A 16,903-nucleotide genomic window follows, 5' to 3' on the forward strand; every position below is an offset into this window, starting at 1 on the left:
TCACCGACACCCAATGGCGTGGCTTCTTTTAATCCAACCACCTGCGAGGTTTCATGCAGATCGAGTTACAGGAGATTCGCGATCACCTTCACCGTTTCCCGCCTTTCGACGCGCTGCCGCTCGAATCGCTGGAGAGCATCGCCCGGCGCATTGAAGTCAGCTACTTCAAGGCCGGCGCCGAAATCCTTGAAGCGGGAGCGGTTATCCAGCATCTGCATTACGTGCGCAGTGGCGCCGTGGAGATTTATCGACGCAACGGCGAACTCTACGACCGCCTGGTCGAGGGCGATATCTTCGGCCAGGCAGGCTTGCTGCGCAGTAACAAAGTGCGCTTTCCGGCCAGGGCGCTGGAAGACAGTCTGATTTACTTTATCCCCGCCGAGCTGTTCGCCGAACTGTGCGCGCAAAACGACACCTTTGCTGATTTCGTCGAAGCCGAAGGGCATTCCCGGCTCAAGACCGCAGTGGAGTCCCAGGGCCGGGCGAGCGAACTGATCCAGCTGAAAACGCGCGCGCTGATCTCGCGTTCACTGGTATGGGTAACCGCCGACACTTCTGTACACGAAGCCGCCAAGGTCATGACCGAACAGAGCGTGTCGTGTGTCGTGGTGATGGCGCCGGGTGATGGGCAGCACGCCAGGATGGTGGGCCTGGTCACCGACCGCGACCTGCGCACCCGCGTCGTCGCGGCAGCGCGCAGCGATACCGCCACCGTGATCAGCGAGATCATGACCGTCGACCCAGCAGCAATCCAGGCCGACGACTCCGTGTTCGAAGCCATGCTGGTGATGCTGCGCCGCAATATCCACCACCTGCCGGTGATGCATAAGGGGCACACCCTGGGGTTGATCAACCTGTCGGACATCATCCGCTACGAGTCCCAGAGCAGCCTGTACCTGGTCAATCGCATCTCCAACCAGACCTCAGCCGAAGGCCTGCGCGGGTTACTGCGCGATTTGCGTGGCACTTATATCCGTATGGTCCGCGACGGTGCGACTGCCCACATGATCGGCAGTGCGATTTCGGGTATTGGCCGGGCGTTCACCCAGCGTCTGCTGGAGTTGGCCGAAAAAAAGTTGGGCCCCCCGCCGGTGCCTTATTGCTTCATGGTCCTGGGCTCGATGGCACGCGATGAGCAACTGCTGGTCACCGATCAGGACAATGCGCTGGTACTCGACGACCAATTCGACCCCGCGCTGCATGACGGGTATTTCCGCAGCCTGGCCACCTTTGTCAGCGACGGCCTCGCTGCCTGTGGCTACAGCTATTGCAAAGGCGGGATCATGGCCACCAACGACCAGTGGCGCCAGCCGTTGCGCGTGTGGAAGGCCTACTTTGAGCAATGGATAGAAAAACCCAACCCCGCGACGTTGCTCAACAGCTGCATTTTCTTCGACCTGGATGGGGTGTACGGCCAACTTGAACTGGTGCAGACGCTCAAGGCCCTGTGTGCGCAAAAATCCAGCCGGCACCCGGCCTTTTTGCATGCGATGGCGCGAATCGCCCTGAACCGCACGCCCCCCCTGGGGTTCTTCCGCACGTTCGTGGTGGAAACGGACGGTCGGCAAAAGCGCATCATCAATCTCAAGGGCCGAGGCACCGCACCGCTCACTGACCTGATTCGTATCCATGCCCTGGCCTGCGCCAGTACGGCGCAGAACTCGTTTGATCGGCTTGAGGCCATCAGCAACACCCAATTGTTGCAGCCCGAAGCGGTCGAACATCTGCGCTACGCCTTGGAATTTCTTTCCATGGTGCGCATCCGCCATCAGGCCGAGGCCATGGAGCTAGGCGAAACGCCAGACAACTACATCGAGCCCGAGCGCTTCTCCACCAGCGAACGGCACAACCTCAAGGAGGCTTTCCAGGTGTTGAGCAATGCGCAGAACTTCCTGCGCTTTCGCTACCCGGCCAAGGGACGGCCGAACCAGTGAGACGTTCTTCAACGGTCGGACCTCACGAACATCTGGACTGGGCTGACCGGTTCCAGGCACTGGCACAGGAAGCACGTCACCCAAGCCTGCAAAAATTCTATCGTGCGGGGGCAGTTGCCGCGCAAACGCCCATTGAACAGGTGCAACTGCTGGCCATGGATGTGGAGACCACCGGCCTGAACCCCAACGCTCACAGCATTGTCAGCATCGGCCTGATCCCGTTCACGCTCAAGCGCATACGCTGCGGCCAGGCGCTCTACTGGGTGATCAAGCCGCCGTCGGAGTTGAACGAACAGTCGGTGACGTTCCACCACATCACGCATTCAGACGTGCTGAATGCGCCGCCCATTGCCGATGTACTGGATGCACTGCTCGACACCATGGCCGGTAAGGTGATGGTGGTGCACTACCGGAATATCGAGCGCGGTTTCCTGGACCAGACCCTGCGCCGGCAGTTGGGCGAAGGCCTGCAATTTCCCATCATCGACACTATGCAGCTTGAAGCGCGCATGCACCGAGGCAAACGCCGCTGGGTCGACCGGTTGCTGCGCCGTACGCAATCTTCGATCAGGCTGGCCGACAGCCGCGAGCGCTATCATCTGCCCAGCTACCATGCCCATCACGCGCTCACGGATGCGTTGGCCACGGCGGAATTGTTCCAGGCGCAGATCGCCCATCATTATGGGCCGGACACACCGATCGAGACGCTGTGGGATTAAGCCCAAAAAAAGGTGCGCCCTGCGGCTAATGCCAGTCAGTTAAGAGATAGAACGAGCCACCGGTACCTGTGGCGAGCGGGCTTGCCCCGCGTTGGGCTGCGCAGCAGCCCCAAAACTTAGCCCCGGACCTGCCTGGCACACTGCGGCGCTTTTATTGGGGCTGCTTCGCAGCCCAACGCGGGGCAAGCCCGCTCGCCACAGTTACAGTGTTCCTCCTTAACTGACTGACATTGCGCCCTGCGGCGCACCTTTTTTACAACGATGACTCAGTCTTCGCCTCGCCCCTCAGGATCGCGGCTCCGACATCAGCCCCTTGACCAGGGAAACGCAGCCCAGCATCAACACGATGGCGAACGGCAATCCCGTGGAAACCGCCATGGCCTGCAAGGCAACCAGCCCGCCGCCAAGCAGCAGGGCGATAGCAATCACACCCTCGATGACCGCCCAGAACACCCGTTGCGGCACCGGTGCGTCTACCTTGCCGCCCGCGGTAATGGTGTCGATCACCAACGAGCCGGAATCGGAGGAGGTGATGAAGAACACGATGACCAGGATAATCCCCAGCAATGAGGTGATTTCCTTGAGTGGCAAGTGCCCCAGCATGGCGAACAACTTGAGCTCCAGCACCGCGTCCTTGACGCCCATGAAGCCTTGGAGCGTGGTCTGGTCGATGGCAGTGCCACCGAAGGTAGTCATCCACAATACCGAGACCAGCGACGGCACCAGCAGTACCGAAATCAAAAACTCACGCACGGTGCGGCCACGGCTTACGCGGGCGATGAACATGCCGACAAACGGCGACCAACTGATCCACCATGCCCAATAGAACGCCGTCCAGCCCTGGGTGAACTGCGTGTCGGTGCGCCCGAAGGGGTTGGACAGCGCGGGCAGGTATTCGACGTAGGTCACCAGGTTTTTGAAGAAGCCGCTGAAGATCGCCAGGGTTGGGCCTACGACGATAATGAACAGCAACAGAAGCAGCGCCAGCCCCATGTTGATCTGGGACAGCAGCTTGACGCCCTTGTCCAGGCCGGACAGTACCGACCACAGCGCAATCAGCGTAATGCCAATGATCAGCACCACCTTGCTCAGGTTCGTCGACTGGATGCCAAACAGGTATTCGATACCCGCTGCCGCCTGCTCAGCACCGATCCCCAAGGATGTCGCAAGGCCGAACAAGGTGGCGAACACCGCCAGGATATCGATGATATGCCCCGGCCAGCCCCAGACGCGTTCCCCCAGCAACGGGTAGAAGATCGACCGGATCGACAGCGGCAAACCCTTGTTGTACGAAAACAACGCCAGCGACAGCGCGACAATCGCGTAGATCGCCCAAGGGTGCAGGCCCCAGTGGAATATTGTCGAAGCCATCGCCAGGTCGGCGGAAACCTTCATGTCCCCGGCCGCGCCACCGAGTGGTGCCCAATCGGTGCGCACACCATTGGGATCGAGGGTCACTCCGCCCATCGACGCCGCATAATGCGACATGGGCTCGGCAACGCCGTAGAACATCAAGCCGATCCCCATACCGGCGGCAAACAGCATTGAAAACCAGCCTATATAGGTATGATCCGGCGTGGCGTCCCGGCCTCCAAGCCGCACTTTGCCCAGAGGCGAAACGATCAGCGCCAGGCACAACACGACGAAGATATTGGCCACGCTCATGAAGAACCAGGCCAGATGGCCGGTCAGCCAATTGCGTATCGCACTGAATAACGGCTCGACTTCGTTCTGCAGCGCCAGCGTCAAAATGACGAACAGCACAATGGTCGCCGCCGAGATGATGAAAACCTTGCCATGGATGTCCAGCGAAAAGGAAAACTCGCCCTTGATGTTGTCTTGACCGATTACATAATCGGTATCGATCAAATTGGCTGCCCCGCTTGGCGCCGGGATGCCATCCTCACTCGAAGTGTGGGGATTGGCCGGTATATCAGCCATAGGTTTGTCACCCATACAGGCCTCCTTGGTAGTGGCGCGTTGTTGCACGCGCTCGTTTATTGACTCCGCTGTTCCTATGGTTAACGAGAGAGGTGAAGGAACTATCCTACAAGCTCCGCCGCTTGGACGGAGCAAAAGCGTGTGAGGCGTTTATGACCCGTATGCAGGGCGTTACGTTCCCCTCCTTGGTCATCACCCGGTATCTACACCCGCACGGGTTGCGCTCAGGCCAGCCCGGACTCTACCAGCAGCGCTTCAAGCCCCATCAAATCCGGCACTTTCGCCACATGCTCGCCCACCTGCACCGCCGCCAGCTCCAGCGGGCACAAGGGCACGTCCACGTAGCTCAACTCACTGTCGAGCTTGTACGAGCGCGGAATCCCCTGGATCACCAGTGCAATGAACTTCAACGTTGGCCGCCCGCCCAGTGCGTTCAGTACCACGATGCGTGAGCGTTCGCCGGTCAAGCTGGCTTCGCCGCAGGCCGCTTCAAAGCTGATCAAGGGTATTTGCCGGTCGCGCCAGGTGACTTGCCGCAGATACCACGGCGGTGCGTCGCTGGCCGGTTCGCCGCGCTGGAAGTCGATGAGTTCGGCCACGGCGACGTTGGGCAGCACCAGGTGACGGTCAGCCAGCGGCAGCAGCAGGCCGGTGAGTTGGCTGGTGCGATGGTCAAGCATGGGACTTGCTCCAATAGGCGATGCTTTCCAGCAGCACCGACTCCTGATACGGCTTGCCGAGGTAGTCGTTGACGCCGATGGCCATGGCGCGGTCGCGGTGTTTCTGGCCGGTGCGCGAGGTGATCATGATGATCGGCAGGCGCATCAGGCGGGGGTCGTTGCGCACCTGGATCGCCACTTCGAAGCCGTCCATGCGTGGCATTTCGATGTCGAGCAGCATCAGGTCCGGGGTGTGCTCCTCGAGCACGGCCAGGGCGTCGATGCCATCCTTGGCGGTGAGCACGTTCATGCCGTTGCGTTCCAGCAGGCGGCTGGTGACTTTGCGCACAGTGACCGAGTCATCCACCACCAGCACCAGCAGCGGGCGCTTTTTCAGCGGGTCATGGAGGATCAGCGGCGCATCGAGCGCTTGCGCCGGCAGGGCCGGTTGCCGTGCGCGGATATGCGCCAGCAGGTCGATGATCAGCACCACGCGACCGTCGCCCAGGATGGTCGCGCCGGACACGCCCTGCACCCCGGCAAACTGTGAGCCCAGGCCCTTGACCACAATCTCCCGGGTCCCGGCCATCGCATCCACGTGCACGGCCACATGCCGCTCATTGCAGTGCACCAGCAGCAACGGCACCGGCTGGTATTGGCCCAGCAGTGTCGGGCGGCCGACGGTGTGCAACAGGTCACCCAGGTAGAACAACTCGTAGCGCTGGCCGGCATATTCGTAGCACGGCGGGTCCTGTTGATAGTGACCCGCCAGTTCATGGGGCAGCACACGCACCAGGCTTTCGATGGTGTTGAGCGGGATCGCGTATTGATCGTCCGCGCATTGCACCATCAGCGCGCGGTTGACCGACACGGTAAACGGCAGGCGAATGCGAAAGTGCACGCCCACCCCCGACGTCGACTCAATGAACATCGAACCGCCGAGCTGGCGCACTTCTTCGTGCACCACGTCCATGCCCACGCCACGCCCGGAAATCTGCGTGATTTTTTCAGCGGTGGAAAACCCCGGCTGCAGGATGAACTGCAACACGTCGCGGTCGCTCATCTCCTGGTTGGGGTCGAGCAGGCCGCGCTTGATCGCCTTGCGCCGCACCGCATCCAACGGCACGCCAGCGCCGTCGTCGCGAATATCGAAGACGATGTCGCCGCCTTCGTGGGTCAGGTCCAGGGTGACGCGGCCTTTTTCCGGCTTACCGGCCTGCAGGCGTACCTCGCGGGACTCCAGGCCATGGTCGACGGCGTTGCGCAGCATGTGTTCCAGCGGCGCCGCCATGCGCTCGAGCACGTTGCGGTCCATCTCGCCTTCGGCATTGCCGACGATGAATTCCACATCCTTGCCCAACTCACCCGCCACCTGGCGCACGATGCGCTTGAGGCGCGGCAGCATGCGTTCGAACGGCACCATGCGCGTGCGCATCAGGCCTTCCTGCAACTCGGTGTTGATACGCGCCTGTTGCTGCAGCAGGTCGTGGGCATCCTGGTTGCGACGCTCGAGCGTGTCCTTGAGGTCGAGCAGGTCGGAGGCCGATTCGGACAGCGCGCGGGACAATTGCTGCAACTGCGAATGGCGGTCCATTTCCAGCGGGTCGAATTCTTCGTAGCCCAGGCGCTCGGCCTCGGCCTGCTGGCGACTGAGGATGCGCCCCTGGGTTTCGGTGTCGAGCCGGCGCAGTTGGTCGCGCATGCGTTCGATGGTGGTTTCGACTTCGTGCAGGGCAATGCTCGCATCGTTGACCTGCTGCTCGATGCGCCCACGAAAGATCGAGGTTTCACCGGCCAGGTTGACCAGGTCGTCCAGCAGGTCGGCGGAAATCTTTACCATATCGGCGCCAGGGTCGACGACCGCTTCGGCCTTGCCCGCAGGAAACGTCACCGGCACCACCGGCTCAGCGTTCGGGTGCACCAGGCTTTTGATCCGTTCGATAAGCTTATCCACCGAACCCACCGGCAACCCATCGGCGACGGCATCGATCATCTGCGCCAGGCGGTCATGGCAGCCTTGCAGCAGCGCGAACAACTCGGCGGTCGGCGCCAGCAAACCGGCGGACAACCCCTCGTAGAGAAACTCCAGTTCGTGGGCCAGGTCGCCAATCGGCCCGATCTCGACCATGCGCGCACCGCCCTTGAGGGTGTGCAGGTCGCGCAGCAGGGTTTCCACCTCCTGGCGATTGCCGGGCTCGGCCTGCCAGCGCAACAGGGCGCTGCCTGAGCTGTCGAGGATATCGGCGGCTTCTTCGAGGAAAATATCCAGCAACTCCGGGTCGGCGCCCGAGGTTTCCTGCACGCTGGCTGGCGCTGGCGGCATGCTGCCCTGACGCAGTTCGCGCAGTTTGGCGACCCACTCGGCGCTGTCGCTCAACGGCTGGTGCTGTTGCAGTTCATCCAACTGCAAAGCCAGGCGTTCGTGGCAGGCCATCAGCACCTGGGACAGCTCAGTGGAATAGCTGTAGCGACGGTCCACCAGCCCCTCATACAGGCATTCCAGCTCGTTAGCCAGGTCGCCCACCGGGCCGACTTCGGCCATGCGCGCGCCGCCCTTGAGGGTGTGCAAATCCCGCTGCAGCGAGGACAACGGCGCGGCATTGTCGGGGTCCAGCAGCCATCGTTTGAGGGACTGCCCGGCGCTGTCGAGGATATCCACGGCTTCTTCGAGGAAGATCTCGACGATCTCATCGTCCATCGGCGCTTCGTGCTGCAGCCGCGCCGTGGCGGCACCCAGCTCGGAGATACTCAAGGCGCGACTGCCGTCGCTTTTGATCAGGCCGGTGGCGGACGGGTCGAGGGCCCCTTCCAGTAATTCGCGCAGGGCCAGCACCCGTGCCGGTGCCGGGCTGATTTCCTGGCCGGCGGCCAGTTGGTCCAGCATGTTGATCAGGGCGTCATGGGCCTGTTCGGCCTCCTGGAAAAACCGCGCGCTGACCGCCAGGCTGCTTTCTTCCACGGCGCCATAGAGGTCGAGCAAGGCCTCGCATAATTCATCGATGGGGTGCAGGTCGGCGCTGTGCGCGCCCTGCCCCAATGTGGTCAGTTCATCCAGCAGCGCGGTGAGTTCCTGGCGCTCGCCGGGGTGTTCCTGCCAATGACGCAGCAGGCTTTCGGCGTCCAGCAGGATGTCCATGCCCTGGGCGAGGAAGTTGGCGATCAGTTGCGGGTCGCGCTTGATGCGCAGGCCGTTATTGGGCGCATCGAGCAGCGCTTCAAGCTGATGTTCGAGCAGGCGCTGGGTGCGCGTGATCAGGTCCGCCGCGCCGTTGATCGGCACCAGCAGGTTGCTGTCCAGTTGGCGCAACCCGCGTTGGAACAGGCCTTCGGCCTCCAGCAGCAACTCCACTTCGTCCAGGTCCAGTGGCAGGCGACGGGCCTTGTATTCGCGGGTCAGGTGATCGAGTGGGCGCGCCAGTTCGGCGATGGGCAACACCCCGGCCATGTAGGCGCTGCCCTTGAGGGTGTGCAGGGCGCGCTGCAGTTCATCGCTGACTTGCAGCGGCACATGTTCGGTGGCCTGTTGCAGGAAGTGGTTGAGGCTGTCGAGATGGCTTTGCGCTTCGTTGCGAAAGATCTCCAGCAGCATCGGGTCATGGGGCTCGACGGCCGGCGCGGCGGCACCGCTGGCCAGGGCGTGGGCGCGGGCGGCCAGGGCGTCGACTTCATTGCGTTGGCGTTGGGCGTGATGGGCAAAGTCGGCGATCAGTTCCGGCAACAGCGCCACGGCTTCGTCCAGCACCTGCCGTACTTCGGGGCCGAGGGCCACACTGCGCTCCAGCACGCGGTTCAGGAGGTTTTCCACGGCCCAGGCCAGCTCGCCCAGCACCAGGGCGCGCACCATGCGGCCACTGCCTTTGAGGGTATGGAAGGCACGGCGCATTTCGCCCTGGGCGGCTTTGTCGGCGCTGTTGGGCAGGTGACGATGCAGCACGTCAAGGACTTCGGCGGCTTCTTCGAGGAAGACCTCACGCAGCTCGTCGTCGATGGGTTCTTCATCGGCCGGTGGCGGCAGCAGGCTGCCGGGCCGTTGCAGGGCCGGCGGGTTGAGGCGCGACGTGGGGCTGGCCAGTGCGTCGAACTGCGACTGGCTCGGCGCAAGCTCGCTCGACAGCGCGCCCTCAGGCGGGACCAGCGCCTGGCGCCAAGGTTTTTCCGCCGGCAGGTAACCCAACGCCGCGAGGCTGCGGGTGGCCAACTCCAGCACCCGCTCACCGGCGACGTCGGGGTCCAGGAGCATGCGTTCCAGGTAGTACTCCAAGCTGCTGATCACGTCGGCGAAGTCCCCTAACTGCGCCTCGGACGGCGAGCTGTCGTTGACCATCAACTGTTCGCCGACATAATCGGTGCAACCGCGCATCAGGCTCGCGGCGCGCGGCAACGGAATCATCGCCAACGCGCCGCGCACCTGGCTGAGCAGCTCCGGCAGGGATTCCAGGCGCTGGCGATCCCAGTCGGCTTCGATGCAGTCAATCACCAGTTCCTTGGCCTGCTTCAGGCACTGACAGGATTCGCGGATCACCAACTGGTGAATCTGGGTCAGGTCGGTGGTGGGCAGGCGGTTTTCTTCACGGCTTTGCGGCTCGACATTGCCGGCCATGCCCGCCAGCGTGGCTTCGACGTACAGCAAGGCGCCGGCAACGTCCATCAGCACCGCGTCGCTGGGCTCGCGATGCCCCTGGGCCAGGCTCAATACCACGGCCAACTGGTCGATGATCACCTTGCGCGGCTGGCCAAACCCCAGCACCGCCAGCGTGTCGGCGATCTGCCGCAGGGGCGCCAGCAACGCCTCGAGGTCGTCGGTGTGCTGGCGGTCACTGCGCACGAACAGATCAAGGCGTTCCTTGACCCGCACCAACTCCTCACACAGAGCACCGAGCACCGAGCCCATGGCATTGCGGTCGGGCCCGGCCAGGCGTGCGCGCTCGGCGTCGACCACGGCGCTGTCGGGCAACGCCTCGTCCAGCCTGTAGCGTTCTTTCAAACTTTGCATGCGCGGGGTCGGCCGAGTGACCTTGGCGACGTAGAACAGCAGGCTCTTGAGCAGGTCATCCGGCGCAGCCTGGTTGATACCTCCAATGCCCTGGGTCAGCAGGCGCTTGAGTTGTTTGTCGCTGGCCTTGAGCAAACTGCGCAGTGCCGGGCTGTTGGCGATCACGCCGGTGAGCATGCCTTCGACCAACGCCGAGGTGACTTGCCATAACGGCAACAGCGGTGCGCCCTGGCACAGCGCTTCGAGGCGCGCGAACACCCGTGCCATGTCTTCCAGGTTGCTCGGCCCGTGGTCTTCACGCAGCAGGCCGGCGAGGGCCTGTTTCAACAGCAGGTGCCATTGGCGCAGTTGTTCGTGAAGGTCCGGCAGCGCGCGTTGGGCCAGGGCCTCGTCCGACAGCGGCACAATCGCCGGCAGTTGCGGGCTGAACAGGCTGGTTTCCGACAGCAGGCTTTCACCCCGCGCGCTGCGCAGGTCATTGAGCAGCGGCAGCACCACCAGCGGCAAATCACGCCGAGCACTGTGCACCCGGTCGAGGTACAGCGGCAGCTGGCCGAGCGCCTGTTGCAGCAGACGGAGGCTTTCATCGCGTTGGCTGACCTGCCCGGCCTGGAGTGCCAGGGCCAGCGCCTCGATCTCTTCAGCCAGCAGCGCCGCGCCGTAGAACTCGACCATTTGCAGTGCGCCATGCGCCTGGTGGATACCGGCCAGGCATTGGCTGATCACGTCGCCGTCGTGGGTTTCGACAAACGCGTCCAGCGCCGAACGGGCCTGTTTCAGGGTTTCGGCAATCTCGCCCTTGACCCATTCGAGGGCCACGTAGTCGTGCCGATCAACCATAACTGCTCCGCTTAGAATTCATGGGTTGCTTGTCTGACTGATAGCTCAAATCAACAGGAGATTTACTCTGGGAGCGGGCTTCAATCATCGCTCTGCTTGGGCGGCGGCAGGGTGAACCCCGACACCGACCTGCGCAACTGGCTGGCCATTTTCGCCAGGTTACCAATGCTCTCGGCGGTGGCGGTGGAACCCGACGACGTCTGGCTGGTGATCTGCTGAATCACGTTCATGGTCAGGGAGATCTGCCCCGCCGATGAGGTCTGTTGCTGGGCCGCGTTGGAAATACTCTGGATCAGCGCAGCCAGGGTTTTGGACACGCCTTCAATTTCTTCCAGCGCCACCCCGGCGTCCTGGGCCAGCCGAGCGCCGCGCACCACTTCGGTGGTGGTCTGCTCCATGGAGATCACGGCTTCGTTGGTGTCGGCCTGGATCGCCCGCACCAGGGTTTCGATCTGCCGGGTGGCGGCCGACGAGCGCTCGGCCAGGCGCTGCACTTCATCGGCGACCACGGCAAAGCCACGCCCGGCATCCCCGGCCATGCTCGCCTGGATGGCGGCGTTGAGGGCAAGGATGTTGGTCTGGTCGGCGATGTCGTCGATCAGGCTGACAATGTCGCCAATTTCCTGGGATGACTCGCCCAGGCGCTTGATGCGCTTGGCGGTGTCCTGGATCTGTTCGCGGATGTTGTCCATGCCGTGGATGGTGTTGTGCACCACCTCGTTGCCCTTGTTGGCGATCTCCACCGAGCGCTCGGCCACCGCCGAGGATTCGGCAGCATTGGCCGACACCTGGTCGATGGACTGGGCCATCTGGTTGATCGCGGTGGACGCTTCGGCAATCTGCTGGGCCTGATGCTCCGAGGCCTGGGCCAGGTGCATGGCGGTGGCCTGGGTCTCTTGTACCGCGCCGGCAACCTGGCCGGCGGTGAGGTTGATGGTGGCGACCAGATCGCGCAGCTGGTCCACGGAATAGTTGATCGAATCTGCGATGGTGCCGGTAAAGTCTTCGGTCACCGAGGCGGTCACCGTCAGATCGCCGTCGGCCAGGTCTTCGATCTCATCCAGCAGACGCATGATCGCGTTCTGGTTGCGCTCGTTCTTTTCGGCGGTCTCGTGCAGTTGACGGTTGGTCTCGCGCACCATCACCAGGCCGATCAGGATGATCGAGGTCAGCGCCAGCAGGCCGAGCACATAGCCACCAATGGTGTCGAAGCTGCGCCCGCTGGCCAGGTGTTCAAAACCGGTGGCCAGGAGCGAGGCTTCATCGAGCAGGGTTTGCGACAGATTGAAAATATTGCTTGCCGAAGCGCGGACCTGGAACAGTTGCGGCGAGGTTTCGAGGATTTCATCCACCGAACCGGACACAAACTCGAACAGCTCGGCAATCTCCCCCAGCCGTGCACGGGCGTCGTGGTCTTCGACCTGGGTGATGTGCAGGCTCTGGCTGCCGTTGAGCATGCCATTGAGCACCTGGCCAAAGCGGTTGGCATCGCGGCCGAAGGCATCGGCGGCCTGCACGGCGGTTTCGTCGCCGGCGAGCACGGTATTCACCGCGCCGAGGATGCGCTCGGCCAGCAGCGACTGACGCTGGGCCAACGCCACCTGGCTGGCCGGGGCGCCGCGTTGCAGGAGGATATCGACGACCTTTTCCGACTCCACCTGCAACTGCGGCACGGTTTCGGCGAGGGTCGCGGCCACCTGGTGCAGGGACAGTACCGTCTGTTCACTGGCCAGGATCGCATCGGTGTTTTTCAACAGCGCTTCCCAGTCGGTCTGCACCGCGCGCATTTCCGTGCGAACCGCGCTGGGGGCGGCGGGCAGGCCGGTTTCGGGGTCGCCTTTTTTCAGGTAGCCCCAGCGCTGGGCAAAATCGTTGCGTGCATCCCCCAGCAGCTTGAATGCGGCCGCCTTGCCGGCGGCGGCTTCGGTGGCATTCTTGGCGATGCGCTGGGACAGCACACGCAACTCACCGGCGTGGCCGATGTACTGCTTGTCGTAGGTGGACTGGGTATTGAGGTAAGCGAAGTTGGCGAACAGCAGCATGATGAACACGATCAGCGCAATAAATAGCACGATGATCTGCGAACGGCTGCGCGAACCGGCCTGGGGTTTGAGGGTAGCAGTGCTCATGCGGCAACATCCATGAAGCCTGGGGCCTGGGCCAGGGCGAAGGGGCTGAACACCTGCCACAGTGGGTCGCCGTCGAACCGGCCCTGGATAAACGGCGCGCCGGGGCTGGCGTTCGCCATCAGCGCATCTTGTGCAAAATGCTGCATACCCACCACCTCGTCCACCAGCAACCCGACAAATATGTCCTGATATTCCACCACCAGCACCCGCCGCTGCTTGCGCGCCCTGGACAGCGCAAGCCCCAGAAAACCACCCAGGTCCATGACCGGCAGCAAGCGCCCGCGCAGGTTAGCAACCCCTTTGACCCAGGCCTTGACCCCGGGCATCAACGTGCAACGCGGCTCATGCAGGACTTCGGCGACTTCCCCCATGGGCGCGACATACCAATGCTCACCCAGGCGAAAGCCGATCCCGCTCCAGCGGTGCAGGCGGGCTTCCTGGGAGGGCAGGTCGGCGGCCAGCAGGCGGCAGCGGCGGTCGATGTCCAGCAGCAGCTCGAAGGCGGTTTGCGACTCGGTCATGATGGCGTGCCGTCAGACGGCCAGCACCTTGTTCAGGGTGTCGATCAGTTTGTCTTCGTCCACCGGCTTGGTCAGGTAGCTCTTGGCGCCCTGGCGCGCGCCCCAGATCTTGTCGGTTTCCTGATCCTTGGTGGTGATGATGATGATCGGGATGCCGTTGGTTTCCGGCTCCTTGGACAGCTGGCGAGTGGCCTGGAAGCCATTGAGGCCCGGCATCACGATGTCCATCAGCACGGCGTCGGGACGCTCCTGGCGGGCCAGGGCCACGCCGTCGGCACCGTTTTCGGCCTTGAGGACCTGGTGTCCATGCTTTTCCAGCATGCTGGTGAGTTTGTACATTTCAGTCGGCGAGTCGTCGACAATCAGAATGCGTGCCATGGTTTTCCCCACTACGTTGGTCGGTGCCGGCCCTCGTGGGGCGGCATCAGTGTGCTTGTTCTACTGCGGCGAACCCGGGCACATAGGCCTTGATCGCACCCAGCAGTTCTTCCTTGCTGAACGGCTTGGTCAAAAACTGATCGACACCCACGATGCGCCCCTTGGCCTTGTCGAACAGGCCGTCCTTGGAGGACAGCATGATCACCGGGATCGCCTTGAATGCCGGGTTGTTCTTCACCAGGGCGCAGGTCTGATAGCCATCCAGGCGCGGCATCATGATGTCGACGAAAATAATGTGCGGGTGATGATCAACAATCCGGGCCAGGGCATCGAAACCGTCGATCGCCGTGATGACCTCGCACCCCACGTTCTTCAACAGCGTCTCGGCGGTGCGGCGGATCGTTTTCGAATCGTCGATCACCATCACTCTCAAGGCGTTGGAATGCTGTTCCATATCTGCTCTACCATCGCCACAGCGAATCGGTTTTCGGTGTGTACTGCCTGATGTTGCACAGGATGGGCGCCGCAAGCCTCGCAAATCAAGGGCTGCTGCACCGTGGCAGTCTTTTTAGCACAGTCTCGGGGAGCAATCTATCGAGCCACCCGCCAGGTGGTTTTTCCTTGACCCACAACAGCCGCAGCGCCACTCTGACGCCACTTTTATGCTTGCTAATTTGTTAGAGGAAATCCCCATGAGCGTTCGCGTCGGCATTGTCATGGACCCTATTGCCAGCATTTCCTATAAAAAGGACAGCTCGCTGGCCATGCTCCTGGCCGCGCAAGCCCGCGGCTGGAGCCTGTTCTATATGGAGCAGCGCGACCTGTACCAGGGCGACGGCCAGGCCCGCGCGCGCATGCGCCCGCTGCAGGTGTTTGCCAACCCTGAGAAGTGGTTCGAACTGCAAGACGAAATCGACAGCCCCTTGAGCGATCTGGACGTGATCCTGATGCGCAAGGACCCACCGTTCGACATGGAGTTCGTTTACTCCACCTACCTGCTGGAACAGGCCGAGCGCGCCGGCGTGCTGATCGTCAACAAGCCGCAGAGCCTGCGCGACTGCAATGAAAAGCTGTTCGCCACCCTGTTCCCGCAGTGCACGCCACCGACCGTGGTCAGCCGCCGTGCCGATGTGCTGCGTGAGTTTGCCGCCAAGCATGGCGATGTGATCCTCAAGCCGCTGGATGGCATGGGTGGCACCTCGATCTTCCGCCATCGCGCAGGGGATCCGAACCTGTCGGTGATCCTCGAAACCCTGACCGTCCTGGGCACCCAGCAGATCATGGGCCAGGCCTACCTGCCGGCAATCAAGGATGGCGACAAGCGCATCCTGATGATCGATGGCGAGCCGGTGGATTACTGCCTGGCGCGTATCCCGGCAGCGGGCGAGACCCGAGGCAACCTGGCGGCCGGTGGACGTGGTGAAGCACGGCCGTTGTCGGACAAGGATCGCTGGATCGCCAGCCAGGTAGGCCCGACCCTGCGCGAGAAAGGTTTGCTGTTTGTAGGCCTTGACGTGATTGGTGAACATCTCACCGAAATCAACGTCACCAGCCCGACCTGCATCCGCGAGATCGACAATGCATTTGGCACGAACATCGGCGAAATGCTGATGGCCGCGATAGACGCGAAGCTGCAGGTGGCAAGCTCCAAGCGGCAAGTTTAAGGCCGACCGCGTCAAAGCTTGCAGCTTGTAACTTGTCGCTTGAAGCTAAAAACCAACATTGCGCTATCATGCCGAACCCCGATACCAGCGATGTTGGTTTTTATGCCTGTGCCGTCCGATCTGCCCCCCGAACTCTCCCACCGCGGCGTGCGCCCGGCTGATCGCCTCGGATTCACCCTGTTTCTGGCGGCGTTGATTCATCTGGCGGTGATTCTCGGCGTGGGTTTCACCCTGGTCGAACCCAAGCAGATCACCAAGACCCTGGAAATCACCCTCGCTACGTTCAAGAGCGAAAAAAAGCCCGAGAAGGCCGACTTTCTTGCCCAGGACAACCAGCAGGGCAGCGGCACCCTCGACAAGAAAGCCATTCCCAAGACCACCGAAGTGGCGCCTTTCCAGGACAATAAGATCAATAAAGTCACGCCACCACCGGCCCCCAAGCCCGAGGTCAGGCAGGCAGCGCCCAAGCCTGCCGTGACCACCGTTGCGCCCAAACCGCAAAAAGCCCCGGTCCAGCGCGAAAAAACCAAGACCGAACCGCAACCCGAACCGGTAAAACCGGCGCCAACCTTTGACAGCTCGACGCTGTCCGACCAGATTTCCAGCCTCGAAGCCGAACTGGCCAACGAGCAGCAGTTGTACGCCAAGCGCCCGCGCATCTATCGTCTGAACGCGGCCTCCACCATGCGCGACAAAGGCGCCTGGTATAAGGAAGAATGGCGCAAGAAGGTCGAGCGCATCGGCAACCTCAACTACCCGGACGAGGCACGGCGCCAGCAGATCTACGGCAATTTGCGCTTATTGGTGTCGATCAACCGCGACGGCACGTTATATGAAGTGCAGGTGCTGGAGTCCTCCGGCCAACCGCTGCTGGACCAGGCCGCCCAACGCATCGTGCGCCTGGCCGCGCCCTTCGCCCCGTTTACCGGCGACCTGAACGACGTGGACCGCCTGGAAATCATTCGCACCTGGAAATTCGCCAAAGGCGACCGCCTCTCCAGTAACTAGGTAACACCCGGCCCCTGTGGCGAGCGGGCTTGCCCCGCGTTGGGCTGCGCAGCAGCCCCATTCAGTCAATCTCGGTGTGTCAGACAACAGCCTGCGTGCCAGAATTAAGGTCCAACC

At 62.4% G+C, this 16,903-nt stretch carries 11 protein-coding genes; 4 read left to right on the top strand and 7 right to left on the bottom strand.

Going from position 1 to position 16,903, the window contains the following annotated elements; genetic code table 11:
• Nucleotides 1–53 precede the first annotated feature (53 nt).
• Complete coding sequence (locus AB4O05_RS02780) at nucleotides 54–1,934, top strand: DUF294 nucleotidyltransferase-like domain-containing protein (protein ID WP_460164833.1); 1,881 nt, start codon at nucleotides 54–56, stop codon at nucleotides 1,932–1,934.
• Complete coding sequence (locus AB4O05_RS02785; RefSeq protein ID WP_460133281.1) at nucleotides 1,931–2,653, top strand: 3'-5' exonuclease; 723 nt, start codon at nucleotides 1,931–1,933, stop codon at nucleotides 2,651–2,653. The genes AB4O05_RS02780 and AB4O05_RS02785 overlap by 4 nt, the downstream gene beginning before the upstream one ends.
• Nucleotides 2,654–2,938: 285 nt before the next feature.
• Here AB4O05_RS02785 and AB4O05_RS02790 read toward each other — a convergent pair whose 3' ends face one another.
• The 7 genes from AB4O05_RS02790 to pilG form a co-directional block, all read right to left on the bottom strand.
• Entirely contained in the window at nucleotides 2,939–4,609 is a 1,671-nt protein-coding gene (locus AB4O05_RS02790) for a BCCT family transporter (protein WP_460133278.1), read from the bottom strand.
• Between the two features lie 209 nt (nucleotides 4,610–4,818).
• The gene (locus AB4O05_RS02795) at nucleotides 4,819–5,274 is read right to left on the bottom strand and encodes a chemotaxis protein CheW (RefSeq protein ID WP_460133275.1); all 456 of its coding nucleotides are present in this window, start codon (nucleotides 5,272–5,274) and stop codon (nucleotides 4,819–4,821) included.
• On the bottom strand, nucleotides 5,267–11,086 hold the full coding sequence (locus AB4O05_RS02800) for an Hpt domain-containing protein (protein WP_460133273.1): 5,820 nt from the start codon (nucleotides 11,084–11,086) through the stop codon (nucleotides 5,267–5,269). The genes AB4O05_RS02795 and AB4O05_RS02800 overlap by 8 nt, the downstream gene beginning before the upstream one ends.
• Nucleotides 11,087–11,166: 80 nt before the next feature.
• Nucleotides 11,167–13,215, bottom strand: coding sequence for a methyl-accepting chemotaxis protein (locus AB4O05_RS02805; protein ID WP_460133270.1), 2,049 nt, complete (start codon nucleotides 13,213–13,215; stop codon nucleotides 11,167–11,169).
• The gene (locus AB4O05_RS02810) at nucleotides 13,212–13,736 is read right to left on the bottom strand and encodes a chemotaxis protein CheW (protein ID WP_460133267.1); all 525 of its coding nucleotides are present in this window, start codon (nucleotides 13,734–13,736) and stop codon (nucleotides 13,212–13,214) included. Before AB4O05_RS02810 ends, AB4O05_RS02805 begins: the two co-directional genes overlap by 4 nt.
• Before the next feature lie 12 nt (nucleotides 13,737–13,748).
• A complete protein-coding gene (pilH, locus tag AB4O05_RS02815; protein ID WP_460133265.1) occupies nucleotides 13,749–14,114 on the bottom strand; it encodes a twitching motility response regulator PilH in 366 nt (121 codons plus the stop codon).
• 46 nt (nucleotides 14,115–14,160) lie between these two features.
• Nucleotides 14,161–14,568: a twitching motility response regulator PilG gene (gene pilG, locus AB4O05_RS02820; RefSeq protein WP_460133262.1), complete on the bottom strand. Its 408-nt coding sequence runs from the start codon at nucleotides 14,566–14,568 to the stop codon at nucleotides 14,161–14,163.
• A gap of 238 nt (nucleotides 14,569–14,806) precedes the next feature.
• Between pilG and gshB the strand changes: the two genes are divergently transcribed.
• Both gshB and AB4O05_RS02830 read left to right on the top strand, forming a co-directional pair.
• Nucleotides 14,807–15,778, top strand: a complete 972-nt coding sequence (gene gshB / locus AB4O05_RS02825; RefSeq protein ID WP_460133259.1) for a glutathione synthase — start codon at nucleotides 14,807–14,809, stop codon at nucleotides 15,776–15,778.
• Between the two features lie 102 nt (nucleotides 15,779–15,880).
• Nucleotides 15,881–16,786, top strand: a complete 906-nt coding sequence (locus AB4O05_RS02830) for an energy transducer TonB (RefSeq protein ID WP_460164834.1) — start codon at nucleotides 15,881–15,883, stop codon at nucleotides 16,784–16,786.
• Nucleotides 16,787–16,903 lie beyond the last annotated feature (117 nt).

Source organism: Pseudomonas sp. S1_G07, assembly GCF_054668565.1.

Coding starts and splice junctions, on each gene's coding strand:
- AB4O05_RS02780 (WP_460164833.1), top strand. CDS start 54: ATGCAGATCGAGTTACAGGAGATTCGCGATCACCTTCACCGTTTCCCG.
- AB4O05_RS02805 (WP_460133270.1), bottom strand. CDS start 13,215: ATGAGCACTGCTACCCTCAAACCCCAGGCCGGTTCGCGCAGCCGTTCG.
- AB4O05_RS02790 (WP_460133278.1), bottom strand. CDS start 4,609: ATGGGTGACAAACCTATGGCTGATATACCGGCCAATCCCCACACTTCG.
- pilH (WP_460133265.1), bottom strand. CDS start 14,114: ATGGCACGCATTCTGATTGTCGACGACTCGCCGACTGAAATGTACAAA.
- AB4O05_RS02830 (WP_460164834.1), top strand. CDS start 15,881: ATGCCTGTGCCGTCCGATCTGCCCCCCGAACTCTCCCACCGCGGCGTG.
- AB4O05_RS02810 (WP_460133267.1), bottom strand. CDS start 13,736: ATGACCGAGTCGCAAACCGCCTTCGAGCTGCTGCTGGACATCGACCGC.
- pilG (WP_460133262.1), bottom strand. CDS start 14,568: ATGGAACAGCATTCCAACGCCTTGAGAGTGATGGTGATCGACGATTCG.
- AB4O05_RS02800 (WP_460133273.1), bottom strand. CDS start 11,086: ATGGTTGATCGGCACGACTACGTGGCCCTCGAATGGGTCAAGGGCGAG.
- gshB (WP_460133259.1), top strand. CDS start 14,807: ATGAGCGTTCGCGTCGGCATTGTCATGGACCCTATTGCCAGCATTTCC.
- AB4O05_RS02795 (WP_460133275.1), bottom strand. CDS start 5,274: ATGCTTGACCATCGCACCAGCCAACTCACCGGCCTGCTGCTGCCGCTG.